At 71.1% G+C, this 16,940-nt stretch carries 16 protein-coding genes; 13 read left to right on the top strand and 3 right to left on the bottom strand.

Features of this window, described 5'->3' with window-relative positions; genetic code table 11:
- Positions 1-56 precede the first annotated feature (56 nt).
- Positions 57-1,247, bottom strand: a complete 1,191-nt coding sequence (locus GSE44_RS02180; RefSeq protein WP_159346774.1) for an FAD-dependent oxidoreductase — start codon at positions 1,245-1,247, stop codon at positions 57-59.
- Positions 1,248-1,599: 352 nt separating this feature from the next.
- Here GSE44_RS02180 and GSE44_RS02175 point away from each other — a divergent pair, with 352 nt between their 5' ends.
- Complete coding sequence (locus GSE44_RS02175) at positions 1,600-2,523, top strand: LysR family transcriptional regulator (RefSeq protein WP_159346772.1); 924 nt, start codon at positions 1,600-1,602, stop codon at positions 2,521-2,523.
- Positions 2,524-2,540: 17 nt separating this feature from the next.
- On the opposite strand, the gene GSE44_RS02170 is transcribed toward GSE44_RS02175, so the two are convergent.
- A complete protein-coding gene (locus tag GSE44_RS02170) occupies positions 2,541-3,152 on the bottom strand; it encodes a cysteine hydrolase family protein (RefSeq protein WP_159346770.1) in 612 nt (203 codons plus the stop codon).
- A gap of 111 nt (positions 3,153-3,263) precedes the next feature.
- Between GSE44_RS02170 and GSE44_RS02165 the strand changes: the two genes are divergently transcribed.
- The 12 genes from GSE44_RS02165 (at position 3,264) to GSE44_RS02110 (ending at position 14,957) form a co-directional block, all read left to right on the top strand.
- Complete coding sequence (locus tag GSE44_RS02165; protein WP_159346769.1) at positions 3,264-3,413, top strand: hypothetical protein; 150 nt, start codon at positions 3,264-3,266, stop codon at positions 3,411-3,413.
- Between the two features lie 133 nt (positions 3,414-3,546).
- Positions 3,547-4,332, top strand: coding sequence for a molybdate ABC transporter substrate-binding protein (modA, locus tag GSE44_RS02160; protein WP_159346767.1), 786 nt, complete (start codon positions 3,547-3,549; stop codon positions 4,330-4,332).
- A 6-nt stretch (positions 4,333-4,338) separates the two neighbouring features.
- Positions 4,339-5,037 (top strand): molybdate ABC transporter permease subunit, encoded by a 699-nt coding sequence (gene modB / locus GSE44_RS02155; RefSeq protein ID WP_201305884.1) that lies wholly within the window; start codon positions 4,339-4,341, stop codon positions 5,035-5,037.
- Positions 5,037-6,170: a molybdenum ABC transporter ATP-binding protein gene (modC, locus tag GSE44_RS02150; RefSeq protein ID WP_159346765.1), complete on the top strand. Its 1,134-nt coding sequence runs from the start codon at positions 5,037-5,039 to the stop codon at positions 6,168-6,170. The genes modB and modC overlap by 1 nt, the downstream gene beginning before the upstream one ends.
- A gap of 125 nt (positions 6,171-6,295) precedes the next feature.
- Positions 6,296-8,224, top strand: a complete 1,929-nt coding sequence (locus GSE44_RS02145; protein WP_159346763.1) for a methyl-accepting chemotaxis protein — start codon at positions 6,296-6,298, stop codon at positions 8,222-8,224.
- Between the two features lie 4 nt (positions 8,225-8,228).
- A complete protein-coding gene (locus tag GSE44_RS02140) occupies positions 8,229-9,692 on the top strand; it encodes a chemotaxis protein CheW (protein WP_159346761.1) in 1,464 nt (487 codons plus the stop codon).
- A complete protein-coding gene (cheB, locus tag GSE44_RS02135; RefSeq protein ID WP_159346759.1) occupies positions 9,689-10,822 on the top strand; it encodes a chemotaxis-specific protein-glutamate methyltransferase CheB in 1,134 nt (377 codons plus the stop codon). Before GSE44_RS02140 ends, cheB begins: the two co-directional genes overlap by 4 nt.
- Entirely contained in the window at positions 10,819-11,664 is an 846-nt protein-coding gene (locus GSE44_RS02130) for a CheR family methyltransferase (RefSeq protein ID WP_159346757.1), read from the top strand. The genes cheB and GSE44_RS02130 overlap by 4 nt, the downstream gene beginning before the upstream one ends.
- Positions 11,661-13,613: a chemotaxis protein CheA gene (locus tag GSE44_RS02125; protein WP_159346755.1), complete on the top strand. Its 1,953-nt coding sequence runs from the start codon at positions 11,661-11,663 to the stop codon at positions 13,611-13,613. Before GSE44_RS02130 ends, GSE44_RS02125 begins: the two co-directional genes overlap by 4 nt.
- Positions 13,610-13,858 (top strand): hypothetical protein, encoded by a 249-nt coding sequence (locus GSE44_RS02120; protein ID WP_159346753.1) that lies wholly within the window; start codon positions 13,610-13,612, stop codon positions 13,856-13,858. The genes GSE44_RS02125 and GSE44_RS02120 overlap by 4 nt, the downstream gene beginning before the upstream one ends.
- Before the next feature lie 59 nt (positions 13,859-13,917).
- On the top strand, positions 13,918-14,301 hold the full coding sequence (locus GSE44_RS02115; protein WP_159346751.1) for a response regulator: 384 nt from the start codon (positions 13,918-13,920) through the stop codon (positions 14,299-14,301).
- Entirely contained in the window at positions 14,298-14,957 is a 660-nt protein-coding gene (locus tag GSE44_RS02110; protein ID WP_159346750.1) for a chemotaxis protein CheX, read from the top strand. Before GSE44_RS02115 ends, GSE44_RS02110 begins: the two co-directional genes overlap by 4 nt.
- A 9-nt stretch (positions 14,958-14,966) precedes the next feature.
- On the opposite strand, the gene GSE44_RS02105 is transcribed toward GSE44_RS02110, so the two are convergent.
- Complete coding sequence (locus GSE44_RS02105) at positions 14,967-16,856, bottom strand: BTAD domain-containing putative transcriptional regulator (protein ID WP_159346748.1); 1,890 nt, start codon at positions 16,854-16,856, stop codon at positions 14,967-14,969.
- Positions 16,857-16,940 lie beyond the last annotated feature (84 nt).

The following is a 16,940-nucleotide window of genomic DNA, read 5'->3' as shown; positions in this document are numbered from 1 at the left end:
GAAATTGGGCACGTGGAACTCGAGATGTTCCTTGGTGATCGGCATGTCGGGGCTCCTCAGGCGATTTCGGCGGCGCGGCGCAGGCTGCCGATCATGGAAACACCGAGCAGGAATTCATGCGCGCGCACCGGATCGGCGGAGGTTGCCGCCATGCGCTCGCGGAAGGCGCGCTGCGCATTGGGATCCTTCGCCTCGAGGTTCTGCTTGTTGGCGATGGTCTGGCGCTGCACATGCTCGACCGTCACGCCACGGCGCTGGCGGTCATACTGGTCGAGCAGATCGGGCGCGGCCTCGCCCTGCCACACGCTGGCCAGACGCTCGGACAGGTTCACGGCGTCATGTACGCCACCGTTCAGCCCCATGCCGCCCAGCGGATTGTTGATATGCGCCGCATCCCCGGCCAGCAGCACGCGGCCCTGGTGGAAGGTCTTCGCCACGCGCTGGTGCACACGGTACAGGGTGCGGTGGCGCACCGGGCAATCCTCGAATTCCGGCCCGATCCGGCTGAAGCGGGCGCGGCCATAGGCCTCCGTCAGCGTTTCCTCATCCGGCACCTCGGCAGGCACCGGGAACATGGCGCGCCACAGCCCCGGCACGCGCAGCAGGAAGAACCACTCCTCCGGATCGGCGTAGTAGGAGACGTCTGCAAGCTCGTTGATGTGCTCGGCGAAATCGAAGGGCGTGGAGAGCACCAGGAAGCGCTCCGGCCAGGTGAAGCCCTCGAACTCGATTCCGGCAGACTTGCGGATGGCGCTACGCGCGCCATCGGTGCCGAGAACATGGCTGCCAACAAGCCGGGTACCGTCCTCCAGCACCACCTCCACATCCTCCCCTCGGTCCGTGCAGCCCGCGACTCGCGCATCGAAGCGGATCGACACGCCCGGCCTGTCGCGCAGCAGGTCGTGCAGGATGCGCGTCAACTTGAACTGCTCGCATTGCAGCCGGTACGGGTGGCGCGTGACATCGGCGAGCACGCCGAAATCGAAGTCGCCGATGATGCCCTGGTCGCGGCTGCGGTACTGCAGGCGCGGCGCGACGATGCCCTGCGCGATCATCGCCTTCGCGGCGCCGAGATCGTCCAGCATGTCGAGCGTCGGCGCGTGGAAGGTGGAGCCGCGCATCTCGCCGGACAGTTCCGCCCCGGCCTCCAGGACCGTGACGGGCACGCCCCGCTGTGACAGCGCGGCGGCCGCCACCATCCCGACGGGCCCCGCGCCGACGATGAGAACGGGCTTCTGTTCCGGCATCCGTCGCGCTCTCCTTCTGACATCCAACGCGGCGCGGAACTTGCGTCCGAACCGCATAGGCCGCAAGTGTAAAATGTCACAGTGAGATGTCACATGGCATTGCAGGCGGCGTCGATGGCGGGCCGTTCCATTGACCGGAAGACATGGATCCCCCTGGATTTCGGGCGGGGGCGCGTCAACCATCGGCAAAAACACGGTCCAGGACCACCACACGGCGCCGCCATCCGCTTGCGGATCATCCACCGCAGCTTCGTTCAACCTGCATAGGCTTTCCGCGCCGCCCGGGCCCCAAGGTTTGATTTCGCCCGGGCCGCCTCATATTGCCCAGCAAGGCGGAACATGGATCTTCCCGATGTCTCAGCGATCCGAGGAAGTGGGCCTCCGGCAGTTCGACCTAAATCTCCTACCCGTCTTCGCGGCGCTGATGCGGGAACGCAGCGTCACCCGCGCCGCGCAGACGCTCTTCCTGTCGCAGCCGGCGACCTCCGCCGCACTGGGGCGGCTACGCGCCTTCTTCGGTGACCCGTTGTTCATCCGCAGCGGCCATCGGCTGGAACCAACTCCGCGAGCCGAAGTGTTGATGGCACAACTCGCGCCCGCGCTGCAGAGCATGGCCGGCGCGATCTCCACCGCCATTCCCTTCGATCCCGCCCATGATGCGCGCACCTTCCGCATCGGCATGAGCGGCGACATCGCCCTCGCCGTCTTCCCCCTCCTGCGCCAGCTACGGAAGGAGGCACCGAGCTGCCGCATCATCCTCCGCTCGGCATCCTACCGCACGGCCCCGGCCATGCTGGAATCGAGGGAGATCAGCATGGCCATCGGTCACCTCGAGGAGCTTCCAGCCGCGGCGAAGATGCGCGTGCTCCGCCGCGACGGATGGCGCGTGCTGCGCGATGCTTCCACCCCCGGCCCGATCGATCTAGACAGCTATTGCGAGCGGCCGCATCTGATCGTCACGGCCAGGGGCGTGCTCACCAGCTTTGTGGATGAGGAGCTGCAGAAGCTCGGCCGCAGCCGTCGGGTGGTCCTGGGCGTGCCCGATTTCGCCCTGGTACCGCGGACGCTGTTGGATACGGACCTGCTCTGCCTCGTCCCCGAATCCCTGCTGCAAGCGTTTTCGCATTTCGGGCCCACCGAGCCCCTTGCCTCCGATCCACCTCCCCTCGCCTGCCCGGAAGCCCTCACCCATATGGCCTGGCGGACGGCGTCGGACCAGGACCCAGCCGAGATCTGGCTGCGCACGCGCCTCGCCGAATGGCTGGCGCATCGCTGAAAGGGAGGCCCCGTTCCTCAATTCCACGCCTCCAGCAGCTCATCCGTGGTGACCGTCTCAACCTGCTGGCCATAGCGTTCGCGATAGAGCGTCAGCAACGCGTCATGCGTCCGGTCCGAGGATGAGCAGAGCGCATCCGTCGGGATCACCACGCGGTATCCGCGATCCACCGCGCCGAGCACCGCCGCCAGCACGCAGACATCCGTTTCCGCCCCAGTGATCACGAGCGTGTCGATCCCGCGCCGCCGCAGGATTGCCTCCAGCTCCGGCTCGACCCAGGGCGAGTAGCGCGCCTTGTCCAGCACCTGCGCCGGTGGCACCAGCTGCGCGAGCGAGGGCACGAGGTCCACCATGCCTGGGGCAAGTGCCTCCTGCGTCATCTCGGCCCAGCGTTCGTAGTAGCGCTTCCAAGTCCCATGCCCCTCCCCCGGATGCGTGGCGGGGATGAAGCGGGTGAAGATCGTCCGCTCCGGGTAGCGTTTGCTGATGCGCTCCACCACCGGCAGCACGCGTTCCATCCACGGTGTGTGCCAGGCCGTCTTCTCGGCGAACAGGTTCTGCATGTCGACACAGAGATGCGCGCAGCTCGTCGTCAGCGGCCCGTAGCGAAGCCCCTTTTCATCCGGCATATGGCCTGCCTGCTCCATTCCAAGGTTGATCCGCCGCACATCCCCGAACGCGATGCGCCCCCATGCGTTATCAGCCACTGGAACCGCAATTTTACGGAAGGAGGCCCGATCATGGCCGAAGCAAACCGGAGCAGCAGCCAGGAGATGAGCACCGGCGCACCGGCGGAACGCGCCCCGGAGGGCATGACCTCGTTGCTGATCATCGGCGCCTTTGTGGTGCTCGGGCTGGTGGCCTTCTTCAGCATCGGCTCGATCGGCTGATCGACCCCTGGCGCCGGTCCGCGGGCCGGACCGGCGCATGGCTTCCTTCGGGAAGCACCACCCGACCACCTGGATTGCACCATCCCCCGGCGACCGATATATCCATTCGGGAACAACGAAGCGGATACGCCCGATGCGCCGTCGCCCGCTCCTCGCGCTGCCGGCCAGCCTCGTCCTGGCCACCCTGCCGGCGCAGGCGGATACGGGGCCGGCCCCCGCCACCATTTTCGCCGCCGCCAGCCTGACCGATGCGATGCGCGCCCTCGGCGAAGCCTGGCAGGCCAGGGGCAACCCCGCCCCCCGCTTTTCCTTCGCCGCCTCCTCCGCCCTGGCCCGCCAAATCGAGCAGGGCGCGCCCGCCGACATCTTCGCCTCCGCCGACGAGCCCTGGATGGATTACGTCCAGCAGCGCGGCCTCATCCTGGACGGCACGCGCGTCAGCCCGCTGGCCAACGCGCTCGTGCTCATCGCGCCCGCCGGACAGCCCATGCAGCCCTTCACCCCGGGGCCCGGAACCAGCCTCGCTGCGCTCCTTGGCGGGAATGGCCGCCTTGCCACCGGGGATCCCTCCAACGTGCCGGCCGGCAAATACGCCCAGGCGGCGCTCCGCTGGATGGGTCAGTGGGATGCCATCTCGCCCCGCCTTGCCCGCGCCGACAATGTCCGCTCCGCCTTGCTGCTCGTGGAGCGCGGAGAAGCTCCGCTCGGCATCGTCTATGAAACCGACGCCGCCGCATCGCGCGGGGTGCAGGTCGTCGGCCGCTTTCCGGCGGAGAGCCATCCGCACATCACCTATCCCTTCGCCCTGGCGCGCCGCGCGGCAGGCAACGCGCAGGCCCGGGCCTTCCTTGTCTTCGCCACCGGGCCGGATGCCGCCGAGACCTATCGCCGCTTCGGCTTCGCGCTCCGCACTGAATAGCCGCGCGTGTTCCTGACGCCAGAGGAATGGCAGGCGGTCCGGCTCAGCCTGTCCGTGGCGCTGCGCTCTGTCGCCTTCGGCCTGCCGCCGGCGGTGCTCGCAGCCTGGCTGCTGGCGCGGGGGCGCTTTCCCGGCCGCGCCCTGCTGGATGCGCTGGTCCATCTGCCGCTGGTGCTGCCCCCCGTGGTGGTGGGATGGCTGCTGCTCGTCACCTTCGGACTGCGCGGCCCCGTCGGCACGCTCCTGAACGACTGGTTCGGCATCCGCCTGGTCTTCACCACCGCCGGCGCCTCCCTGGCCACGGCCGTGATGTCCTTCCCGCTGATCGTGCGCGCGGTGCGGCTGAGCCTGGATGCCGTAGATCCGGGGCTGGAGGAGGCGGCGCGCAGCCTTGGGGCCGGTGCGCTGGACCGCTTCGTCACCGTCACCCTGCCGCTGATCGCGCCGGGCATCCTCTCCGGCGCCATCACCGCCTTCGCGGCCGGGCTCGGTGAGTTCGGCGCGGTCATCACCTTCGCCTCCAACATCCCGGGCGAAACCCAGACCCTGCCGCTCGCCATCTACAGCGCCACCCAGACCCCGGGGGGCGAGGCCACGGCCGCGAAGCTTGCCGCCATCTCCTTCACCCTGGCCGTCACGGGGCTCCTGCTAGCGGAATTCGCCGGGCGCCGCCTTTCGGTGCTGCTGGGCCGGGCGTCGCGCTGATGCTCGAGGTCGCGCTGGCCCACCGCTTCGGAACCACCGGTTTCGCGATCGACGCTGCCTTCACCGCCCCCACGCCGGGCGTCACCGCGGTCTTCGGTCCCTCGGGCTGTGGCAAGTCCACGCTGCTCTCGGCCGTGGCGGGGCTGCTGCAGCCCCGTTCCGGCCGGGTGGCGCTGGACGGCACGGTGCTGCTGGACACGGCCGCGAGCCAGATGGTCCCGCCGGAGAAGCGCCGCTGCGGCGTTGTTTTCCAGGACTCCCGCCTCTTTCCCCATCTCTCGGTGGAGACGAACCTGCGCTACGGCCTGCGCCGCGCCCCGCGCGGCGCGGAGGGGCCGGGGATGGAGGAGGTGATCGCCCTTCTCGGCATCGCACCGCTCCTGCCGCGCCGCCCAGCCGCGCTTTCAGGTGGGGAGCGGCAGCGGGTTGCCCTCGGCCGCGCCCTCCTCTCCCGCCCGCGCATCCTGCTGATGGACGAGCCCCTGGCCTCGCTCGATGCTCCCCGCCGCGCCGAGGTGCTGCCCTTCCTCGCCCGGGTGCGGGAGCGTTTCCGCCTGCCTATCCTCTATGTCACCCATGCGCTGGATGAGGTGGACCGGCTGGCCGACCATCTGGTGCTGATGGAGGCCGGACGCGTCCTCGCAGCGGGCCCGCTCGAGGACCTCTCAGCCCGCACCGACCTGCCCCTGCTCGCCGCGCGGCGCGACGCCGGAGCGGTGCTCGCCTGCACCCTGCTCGATCACGATCCAGCGCGCGGCCTCTCGCGCCTCGGCTTCGCCGGGGGAGATCTGCGGGTCCCGTTGCGGGAGGAACCCGTCGGCACCCCGCTGCGGATGCGCGTCCGGGCGCGGGACGTCTCGGTTGCCACGGCGGAGCCGGGTGGCCTGTCCGTGCAGAACATCCTGCCTGCCACGCTGGAATCCATCGAACCCGCAGCCGCGCATGAGGCGATGCTGCGCCTGCGGATCGGCGGGGCGGTCCTCCTCTCCCGCGTCACGGCCGATGCCGTGGCGCGCCTCGCGCTGCAGCCGGGCCAACCCCTCTGGGCCCTGGTCAAGTCGGCCGCCTTCGCCCCGGCCGCCCCCGAGGCCGGGACTCGCGGCGCCGAGGGCTTTCCCCAAAGCACCCCGTGACGGCCCACCTGCTTGGCGGCGCCCGAAGCGGCCTCTAGGATGGCGGGGCATCCCGCCCTGTCACCACCATGCCGGGTCCGCCCTCCGGTCGGATGACGCGGCGGGCATCAGGGGCGAGGGGCTGCATGGCGCTGGTCAAGACATCCGAACTGGCTGGTCGCCCGGCGCCGCGTGCCACGGCCGTGGCACCCGTGCCCCAGACCGCCCAGCCTATGGCCCAGCGCCGCGCCCAGGACCGTTCCCGCGCCCGCCGCGAGAAGGCCGCCGAGCGGATCGGCGCCGCCACCGAGGAACTGGCCTCCGGCATCGCCGAGGCCGCCGCCGCCGCCGAGGAACTGGCCCGCGCCCTGGCGCAGATCGCTTCCTCCGCCGAGGAGGCAGCGGGCGCCGCGCAGCAATCCCAGGGTGCCATCGAAAGCCTCGGCACCACCTTTGCCCAGGCGCGCGACCGCGCCGAGCATTCCCGCCGCCGCACCGATGCGCTGCAATCCACATTGGTTGAACTGGGTGCGCAAATCGAGGCCTCCGCCGCCTTCGTGCAGGAGAACGCGGCCCGCCAGATGCGCTCAGTCGAAGTGGTGGCGACGCTCGAGGCGCAGGCGGCCAGCATCGGCGAGATCACCCGCACGGTCGGCGACATCTCCGACCAAACCAACCTCCTGGCCCTCAATGCCGCCATCGAGGCTGCACGTGCCGGCGAGCACGGGCGCGGCTTCGCCGTGGTGGCCGAGGAGGTGCGGGCCTTCGCCGAGCAGTCGGAATCCAGCGCCCGGGACGTGCAGGCGCTGGTGGACCGGATTCTCACCGATGTCCGCGCCATCGCCGCCCGTGTCCGCGCGGCCGCCGAGGGCGCCGAAGGTCAGGCGCGGGAGGGCCGCGCCGTGATCGCGACGCTGGACGCCGTTCGCGCCGAGATGGGCGGGGTGGCCGAAGGTGCACAGGCCATCCTCATCGCCTCCGTCGAAGCGGAGGGCGCGGCCCGCGAGGCGCAGCGCGGCGCCGAGCAGGTGGCCGGTGCCGCCGAAGAGCAATCCGCCGCCACCGCCGAGGCGCAGCGCGCGGTGCAGCAGCAGACCATCTCGCTCGACGAAAGCCAGCGCACCGCCCAGACCCTCGCCGCCATGGCCGAGAGCCTGCAATCCGGCGGCGCCGCTGGCTCCGCCGCCGAGGAAGTGGCCTCGGCCGCCGAGCAGCTCTCCGCCGTGGTGCAGGAAATGTCCGGCGCCGCCGCGGAGATCACCGCCGCGCTGGAGCAGATCGGCCGCGGCGCCCAGGCCCAGGCTGCCGCCACCCAGCAATCCTCCGCCGCCATGGCACAGATCGAACGGGCGGCCGTCAGCACCAGCACCGCCGCCGCCCGCACCGTCGAGCGGCTTGGGGCTGTCTCCCCCCGCCTGGCCGCAGGCCGCGCTGCCATTGCTGGCCTCAGCGCCGGCATGGACGCGTCGCTGGCCGAAATGAGTGCGGTGGCGGAGCTGATCGGCTCGCTGGAAAGTTCCGGCCGGCGGATCGAGAAGATCGTGGATTCCATCGCCCTGGTCGCCGTGCAGACGAACATGCTGGCCGTCAGCGGCTCGGTGGAGGCGGCGCGGGCTGGCGAGGCCGGACGCGGATTCGCCGTGGTCTCCACCGACATCCGGGCGCTGGCGCGTGACGCCGCCGGCAATGCCGACCGCATGAAGGATGTGGTGCGCGATATCCGCGACCAGGTCGCCGTGGTGCGCGCCGACCTGGACTCCGTCGTCGCCTCCTCCGCCGGCGAGATCGGCAAGAACCGCATGATCCTGGACCGCCTGGACGCCACCGAGGCCGACCTGACGGGCTTGCGCGCCGGGTCGGACGAGGTGCTGGCCGGGGCCGAGACCGTGCTCGGCGCGGCGCGCGAGGTCGCGGCCGGCACGCGCCAGATCGCCACCGCCGCCGAGGAGGCGAGCGGCGCCGCCAGCCAGGCCTCCACCGCCGCCCGGCAGCAGGCGCGCGGGGCGGAGGACCTGGCCGCCGCCATCGAGGAGATCGCGAGCCTCGCCGACGAGCTGCGGACCACAGGGGCCTGATCCGGTGTCCGCACCGGGCATCGCCGGCGATGTCCTGACCGTCGGCGTGGCGGGCGAGATCCTCGCCCTGCCCGCCGCCACGGTGCGGGAGGTGCTGCGTCCCGCCCCCCTCACCCGCGTGCCGCACGCCCCCGCCAGCCTGCTGGGCTTGTCCAACCTGCGCGGCGCGGTGCTGCCCGTGCTGTCCCTCGCCCGGCTGTTGGGCCGGGAGGCCGCCGCCCCAACCCCGGCCAGCCGGGTGGTGGTGGTGGATGGTGGCGCCCCCGTCGGGCTGCTGGTGGATTCGGTCGCAAGCCTCGGGCGCGGCGCCGACGCCCGGTCGGTCGACCTGCCGTCCCTGCTGGCCCGTGACTTCAGCGCCCTGGCGCGCGGCGGCCCCCGCCGTGCCGCCGCACCAGCCATGGCCGCACCGGACGCCGCCGGGCCGGAGGCCGAGGAGACGCTCGCCCTCGTTGCCTTCCGCGTCGGCGGCCAGGACTACGCCCTGCCTCTCGACAAGGTGGCCGAGGTGGCGCGCCTGCCCGCCGAGGTGGTTGCTTTGCCTCGCACGGGAAAGGCGATGCTCGGCGTCGTACCCTTCCGGGGCGGGTTGCTGCCCCTGGTTTCCCTGCACGCGCTGCTCGGCCTGCCGGCGACGGACGCGACCGCCGAGGCGGCCCGCATCGTCGTCACGCGGCTGGGCGGCCATGCGGTAGGGTTGGTGGTGGATGCCATGAGGGCGATCCTTCGGGTGCCGGAATCGGCGCTCGACCCGGTGCCGCCCGTGCTCTCGCGCGGGTTGGGCGAGGCGCGGGTGGAGGCGATCGCGCGGCTGGAGGAGGGGCGGCGCCTGGTTTCCGTGCTCGCCCCGGCGCGGCTCTTCGACGATGAGACGGCGGCGCGGCTCGCCGAGGCGGCCCGGGACGCGTCCCGCACGGCGAGGGAGAATGACGGGATGGCTTCCGATACCGAGCACGCCGGCGCGGCGGAGCGCTTCGTCGTCTTCCGCCTGGGCGATGAGCATTACGGCCTTCCCATCGCCGCGGTGGACGAGGTGGTGCGCCGCCCCGAGACCCTGACGCGCATCCCGCGCGCCCCTGAATTCGTTGTTGGCGCTATGAACCTGCGGGGGGCCGTGTTGCCGGTGATCGATCAGCGCGACCGCTTCGGCACCAGCGGCTCGCAGGCGGGCGGGCGGATCGTGGTTGTGACGATCGACGGCGTCCGCGCCGGCTTCGCCGTGGATGCCGTCTCCGAGGTTCTGCCCATTCCGGCCGCCGACCTGTCCCCGGCGCCGGAGCTGACGGCAGGCGGGGCCCGCATCTTCGACCGCGTGGCGCGGGTGGAGCGCGGCGGGCGCATGATCCTGCTGATCGATCCGCGCGCCCTGCTGGATGGGGCCGAACGCGACCTTCTGGCCGCCCTCGCCGCCCGGACCACTGGTGCGGCGGACGCGCCCAAGACGAAGAAAGCCGCCTCCGGCCCGTGATTCGACTCCTCATTGTGGAAGATTCCGCGCTGATGCGCCGCCTCCTCGGCGGCGTCTTCGCGACGCAGGGCGATTTCGAGGTCTTCTTCGCCCGTGACGGCATGGAGGCGCTGGAAGCCATCGCCTCGGACCCGCCGGACGTGGTGACGCTCGACATCCAGATGCCGCGCATGGACGGGCTCACCTGCCTGGACCGCATCATGCTGGAGCGGCCGGTCCCGGTGGTGATGCTTTCCTCCCTCACGGCGGCCGGGGCGGAGGCGACGCTGGAGGCGTTGCGGCTGGGCGCGGTGGATTTCCTTGCCAAGCCCGCCGGCGCCGCCTCCCTCTTCATCGACGAGCTGGCGCCGACGCTGGTGGAGAAGGTGCGCGCGGCAGCCGGGGCGAAGCTGCGCAGCAGCCACCGGCTGTCGGAGCGCGTTCGGCTCCGCGCCGGCATGCGTCCCGCGGCGCCGGCGAGGCCCGTCCGCCTATCCATGCTCCGCGCCGCCAGGCCTGCGGCCGATACCATGCCGGACCCGATGCCGGAGGCCATGCCGCGGCCCATGGCAGGAGCTGTGCCAGGAATCGTCCTGGTCGGCTGCTCCACCGGCGGTCCGCCGGCGCTGGATGCGCTGCTCGCTCCCCTGCCCGCCGATTTCCCCTGGCCGATTGTCATCGCGCAGCACATGCCCGCGACCTTCACCGGTCCGCTGGCCCGGCGCCTCGACAAGCTCTGCGCCCTCACCGTGCAGGAGGTGACGCGCCCCACTCCCCTGCTGCCGGGCCATGCCTATGTCGGGCGCGGCGATGCCGACGTCATCCTCGGCTCCCGCTTGGGCGGGCCCGTTGTTCTCGCCGCCCCCTCGCATCCCGCGCATCGCTGGCATCCAAGCGTGGACCGGCTGGTGGACAGCGCGATGGAGCACATCCCCCCGGTGCAGCTCATCGGCGTGCTGATGACCGGCATGGGCGACGACGGTGCCGCCGCCATGACGCGCCTCCACGCCGCCGGCGGCCGCACCATCGCCGAGGCGGAAGAGACCGCCGTGATCTGGGGCATGCCGGGTGAACTGGTGCGGGCTGGCGGGGCCGAGGCCGTCACGCCGTTGGAGGACATCGCCGGGTTGCTGGCGGACTGGCTCGCATGAGCACGGCCGCACCCGAAAGCGTGCTGAGCGCCGAAGATCTGCAGCGCCTCTGCGACTTCCTCTACCGCCGCACCGGCATGTCCTATGGCGAGGCCAAGCGCTACTACATCGAGCGGCGCGTGGCGCAGCGCATCGAACGCTCCGGTGCTCACTCCTTCGATGCCTACATGAACCTGCTGCGCGCGAGTCCCACGGAAGCCGGCCAGTTGGTCAACAGCTTCACCGTCAACGAAACCTATTTCTACCGGGAGGAGCACCAGCTCCGCTGCCTCGGCCGCTCCATCCTGCCAGAGATCGTCGCGAAGCGCGGCCCTGGCGACCTGGTGCGGATCTGGTCCATGCCATGCTCGAGCGGCGAGGAACCCTATTCCATCGCCATCTGGCTGCTGGAGAACTGGCCGATGGTCGATGCCTACAACATCGAGATCATCGGCTCCGATATCGACAGCGACGCGCTGGCGGCGGCGCTGCAAGGCGAATACGGCGAACGCGCCCTCTCCCGCCTGCCGCCGGACGTCGCCGCCCGCTACTTCGAGCCGCCCCATGCCGGGCAGCGCAGCCTTATCGAGGACCTGCGGGAATCCGTGCGCTTCACGGAGGCGAATCTGGTGGATCCCGCCTCCATGGCGGCACAGGGCCGCTTCGACGTCATCTTCTGCCGCAACGTCCTCATCTACTTCGATGAGGAATCCCGCCGCGGCGCCGCGCGCACCCTGTTCGAGGCCCTGGAGCCGGGCGGCTTCCTGCTGCTCGGCCACACGGAATCCATGGCCCGCATCTCGGACCGCTTCACGCCGCGCCGCTTCGAGGATGCCGTCGTCTACCAGCGGCCCGCCACATGAGCGAGCTGCTCGAAACCTTCCTGACCGAAGCGCGCGAACTGGTGCAGCAGGCCGCCGACGACCTGCTCGCGCTGGAACGCGACCCCGCCGACGCGGCCCGGCTGGATGGCGCCTTCCGCTCCATCCACACGCTGAAGGGCTCGGTCGCGATCTTCGACCTCGCGCCCATGGCCGCGGCGCTGCATGCCGGAGAAGACCTGCTGGAGGCGCTGCGCGCCGGCCAGCTGGCACTGGACAGAGCGACGATCGACCTGCTGCTGGAGCTGGTGGGCGCGAGCGAAGCCTGGGTGGACTCCATCGCCACCAGCGGCGCGCTGCCAAAAGACGCCCCGATGCGCGGGAAAGCCCTGGAGGCGGCACTGCGTCAGCCCTTGGCCGGCGATGCCCCCGCCCCGCGTGCCGCCCCCTTGGCCGAAAGTCCGGCCGCGCCGGACTGGCTGCCCGCCCTGGCGGCGCGGGAGGCGGAGGCCCTTGCCCGCGCCCGTGCCGCCGGGCAGGCCGTCACCGCCCTGCGCTACGTACCGGCGCCGGATTGCTTTTTCCTCGGCGATGACCCGATGGCGCTGATCCGCGCCGTTCCGCAGCTCGCCGCGCTCCACATCGCCCCACGCGCACCCTGGCCCGTGGAGGGGATGGATCCCTTCGCCTGCAACCTCGTCATCGAGGCCGCCAGCACCGCCCCCGCCGCCGAAATCCGCCGCGTCCTGCGCCTCGTCGCGGATCAGGTGGCGCTGGCGGAAATCCCCGCGCCGGCCCAGCCGGCAACCGCGCTCCCGGCCTCCAGCACCTCGCGCAGCCTGCGCGTGGACGCCGGCCGCATTGATGCGCTGGTGGACCTCGCGGGGGAGCTGATCGTCGCGAAGAATGGCCTTGCCCATCTCGTTGCCCAGGCGGGCACGACCGATCCCGCCTTCGCCCGCGCACTGGCGGAAAGCCATGCGGGGATCGAGCGCCTGGCGGATGCGATGCACCGGGCCATGCTGGGCCTGCGCATGGTGCCGCTCGGCCGCAGCCTCGTCCGCTTTCCGCGCCTGGTGCGGGACATCGCGGCAAGGCTGGGCAAGGAGGTCGCCTTCACCATCCAGGGGGAGGCGGTAGAGGCCGACAAGGCTATCGTTGACGGTTTGTTCGAGCCGCTGCTGCACCTGCTGCGCAACGCCATCGATCACGGCATCGAGGAGCCCGCCGCCCGCGAGGCCGCTGGCAAGCCGCGCGCAGGCCGCATCGCCCTGGTAGCCCGTCGGGAGGGCGAAGGTGTCCTCGTTGAACTCTCCGATGACGGGCGCGGCCTGGACCCGGCCCGGCTGCGCCAGGTGGCACGCGAATGGGGGTTGATGGAGCCCGCCGCCATCGAGGCGCTGGAGGATGCCGCCGCTCTCGACCTCGTCTTCCTCTCCGGCCTCTCCACCGCCAGCGCGGTGACCGACATCTCCGGCCGCGGCGTCGGGATGGACGCGGTGCGCGTAGCCGTCGAGGCGATGGGCGGCCGCATTGCCCTCTCCAGCACGCCGGGCGCGGGCACGACGATCCGCCTCTCCCTACCCCAGGGCGCCTCGGTGACCACGGTGCTCACGGTGCGCGCCGGCGGCGAGGCCTTCGGCATTCCGGCGGAGATGGTTTCCGAAACCGCCCGCATCCCCGCCGAGCGCATCCTGCCCCTGCGCGATGCCGAGGCCTTCGTCCTGCGTGACCGCACCGTGCCGCTGCTGCGTCTTTCCGCCCTGCTCGGCCTACCGGTGCCACCCCGTGGCAGTGCCGCCCGCGTGCTGGTCACCGGTACCGGCGCGGCGCGCGTGGGGCTGGAGGTCGATGGCTTCACCGGGCGGCTCGACGTGCTGCTCCGCCCGCTGGGCGGACTGCTGCGCGGCATGCCCGGACTGCTCGGCACCGCCCTGCTCGGCGATGGCTGCGTGCTGATGGTGCTGGACCTGCCGGAGCTGGTCGGATGAGCCTTCGCCTCGATGGCAGCACGATCCGGCTGGAAGGCGAGTGCCGGGTGGAGGATGCCGAACCCCTCCTGGTTTTCCTTCAGGATGGGGATGGACGCCGCGTGGACCTGACCGCCGCCGGTCCGCTGCATGCCGCCGTGGTGCAGGTTCTGCTGGCGCTGCGTCCACCCCTGGACGGCCCGCCCGGCGACCCCTTCACGGCCCGTTGGCTCGTACCGCTTTTGATGCTGCGCCGCAGCGTCTAGAATGCCCATCTCATCGCGGCGGGCCGGCCTCCGGCTCTGCCCCGATCCTGGAGCACCGTATGCCGACCACCGTCCTCATCGTCGACGACAGCAAGCTGGCCCGCATTGTCGCCGGCAAGGCGATCGCCGCCCTGCAGCCGGACTGGACGCGGGTGGAGGCTGGCCATGCCGATGACGCGCTCACCCGCCTGGCCGAGGGCGGGATCGACCTCGTGCTGATCGATTACAACATGCCCGGCATGGACGGCCTGACCCTGGCCGGCGAGATGCGGGCGCTGCACCCCTCCATGCCCATCGCCATCATCACCGCCAATGTGCAGGACGAGGTGATCGCCCGTGCCCGGGCGGTGAACGCCACCTTCGTACCGAAGCCAGTGACGGAGGAGGCGCTGCGCGGCTTCGTCTCCGGCGCCGCGTTGCGGCTCCGCGCGGCTGCCCGGTGACCCGGCCCGACGTCACCCTCAGTGAGATAGAGCGCGATGCGCTGACGGAGCTGGTGAATATCGGCGTCAGCCGCGCCGCCGCCAGCCTCCGCAAGATGGTGGGCGGTGAAGTGCTGCTCTCCGTCCCTTCCGTCGAAGTCATCCCCCATGCCACCGCCGCCACCCTGATCGCCGAACGCGAAGGCGAGGACCTGGTGGCGGTGCGTCAGGATTTCTCCGGCGCCTTCCGCGGCCGCGCGCTGCTCATCTTCCCCCAGGCCAACGGGCTGGAGCTGGTCCGTGCCGTGGTGGGCGAGGACATCCCGCCCGAGGACCTCGAAGAGATGGAGCGGGAGGCCCTGACCGAGACCGGGAACATCATCCTCAACGGCTGCCTTGCCACCATGGCGAACATGCTGCGCCGCTCCCTCACCATGTCTCTGCCCGAGGTGCTGCGGGGCGACGGCCGGGTGCTGCTGGACTACCCGCGGGAAACGGTGGAGGCAGGGCTCGTCCTTTTCCTCTACATCAACTTCTCGGTGCGGGACCGCAGCATCCGCGGCTACATCGCCATGGTGATGGACCTGCCCTCCCTGGCCGCGCTGAAGCTGCTGGTCGGCGACTTCATCGACCGGGTGATGGATGACGATATGGAAGCACCGCTTCCCAGTCCCTGAAGGCCCCACTCATCCCTTCGGCGCCCCGGCGAGGCGAAGCCCTTCCGCATAGGCCTCCCGGTCCTCGGCCCGGCGGAAGGGATAAGCGCTCACGAAACCCTGCACGTTGAAGTCGGGCTCCACCTTCAGCAGCGAGGCGAGGATCGGCTTCGCCTCCCGCTGCATGCCGAGATGGCCCAGCGAGGCCAGCACCGGCTTGTATCCGTTGACGAAGCCCGGCGCGGCCCGCACCGCGCGGCGGCCGAAGACCAGCGCCTTCTCGAACTCGCCGCCCAAGGTGTAGGCCGTGGTGAAGATCTGGCTCAGGATCCGGTCATGCGGATGGAAGGGCGCGAGCGTGCGGTAACGCTCAAGCCGCCGCAGTGATTCCGCCGGATCGCCCGAATAGGCATGCGTCGCCGCCGATAGGGCCCAGGCCGAGGCCAGATGCGGATTCATCTCCAGCGACCGACCGAGATAATAGGCCGCGCTGTCGAAATCCTTGTGCAGGTAGGAGGAGACATGGCCGTAGATCGCGGCCGCCTCCGCACTTTCCGGATCGAGACTCATGGCCAGCACGGCGAGCCGCTCCGCCTCCTCCAGCGCCACGCCAGGATCGGGCGCCCAGCTCTGGCCGATCTGGAACACATGCCATTGCGCGGCCCAGGCCGCCGCCATCGCATTCTCCGGCTCAAGCGTCACTGCCTCCGCCAGCATCTGCCCGGCGCGGCGGAAGCGCGCGCCCTCCATGCTGAACAGCAGCGGAATGGCGCGGATGACGATCTCGCTCGCGTCCGACGCATGCCTGGCCACCGGCCGCGTGCCTTCGGTGTGCAGGATGACCGGCTCCAGCCGCGCGATCAGCCGTGCCAGCACCTCCGTCTCCACGCTGCCGGCATTGGAATCGAGCGGCACGCGCTCGCTCCAGACCGGGCGGGACAGCTCGGACACCTCCATCAGCGAGCAAAGCAGGCGGCTCCCCCCGTCCTGCTGGCGGATGGTGATGTTGACGACGTAGTCCAGCCCGAAGCCGCGCAGGGCATTCGGGGACCACTCTCGGGTTCCGCCGAGGCAGGCCGGGTCGAGCACGTCGAAATGCCGGTAACGCACCAGTTCCAGCGCCGCGTCACAAGCATAGGCGGTGGCGAGCGAATCATCCACGCCGGACACCACACCGACCCGCAACCGGCGCTCCACGGCCGGGGCCATGGGCGTGAGGACCACCGATGCCGTGCCGATGCGCAGCCGCGTCGCCAGATCGCGGGTTTCGGCGGAGGGCTCGACATCCAGCGCATGTCGGAGAGCTTCCTGGCACCGCGCATATTCAGACAGGGCCTGCCCGCGATTCCCGGACACAGCCAGCAGGCGCATCAGCGCGCGCCAGCCCGGCTCATGCGCCGGATCGAGCGCCACGAGGCTCCGCGCCACCGCGATCGCGGCCTCCTTCCCGTCCGGCTGCGCTTCCAACTCGGCCAGCGCAGTCTCGTGCAGCGTCCGGAAGCGCGCGAGCACGGCCTCGCGCTCGGCGCGGAGCCATTCGCCGAACTCGTCCCCGATGGCGTCGAGCCCGTCCATCAGCGGCGGCGGCGCGGCCTCGGACCAGAGCGTCTCGCCCACAGCCAGCGGCGCGAAGGCATCTACCTCGCAGCAGCCGGGATCGATCCGGAGGCTTTCCCGGTCCGCCTGGATCACGGGAACATCCCCGAAGGCCCTGGAAAGCTCCAGCATGGCCTGGCGGAGGCTGGCGCGCGCCTCCGCCTCGGCGGAGCGCTCCCAGAGCAAGGCGGCGAGCCGCGCGCGGCTCACCGGACGGCCGCGCGCCATCAGCAAGAAGCCCAGCAAGGCCCGGGCCTTTCGCGTGGGAATGGGGCGTTCCTGCCCAGCCTCGTCCAGCATCCGCACCGGGCCGAACAGCCTCACCTGGGGGCGCGATCTCGGGCAGGACAAGGGGGACCCATCGCGTAGGCCCTGCGGCGGAAGCGACGGAAAGGTCATGACGCTGCC

This window comes from Muricoccus harenae, from assembly GCF_009848505.1.
GTDB classification, from domain to species: domain Bacteria; phylum Pseudomonadota; class Alphaproteobacteria; order Acetobacterales; family Acetobacteraceae; genus Roseomonas; species Roseomonas harenae.
Note: the sequence above shows the minus strand (reverse complement) of the source record. Positions and strands in the feature narration are given on the sequence as shown.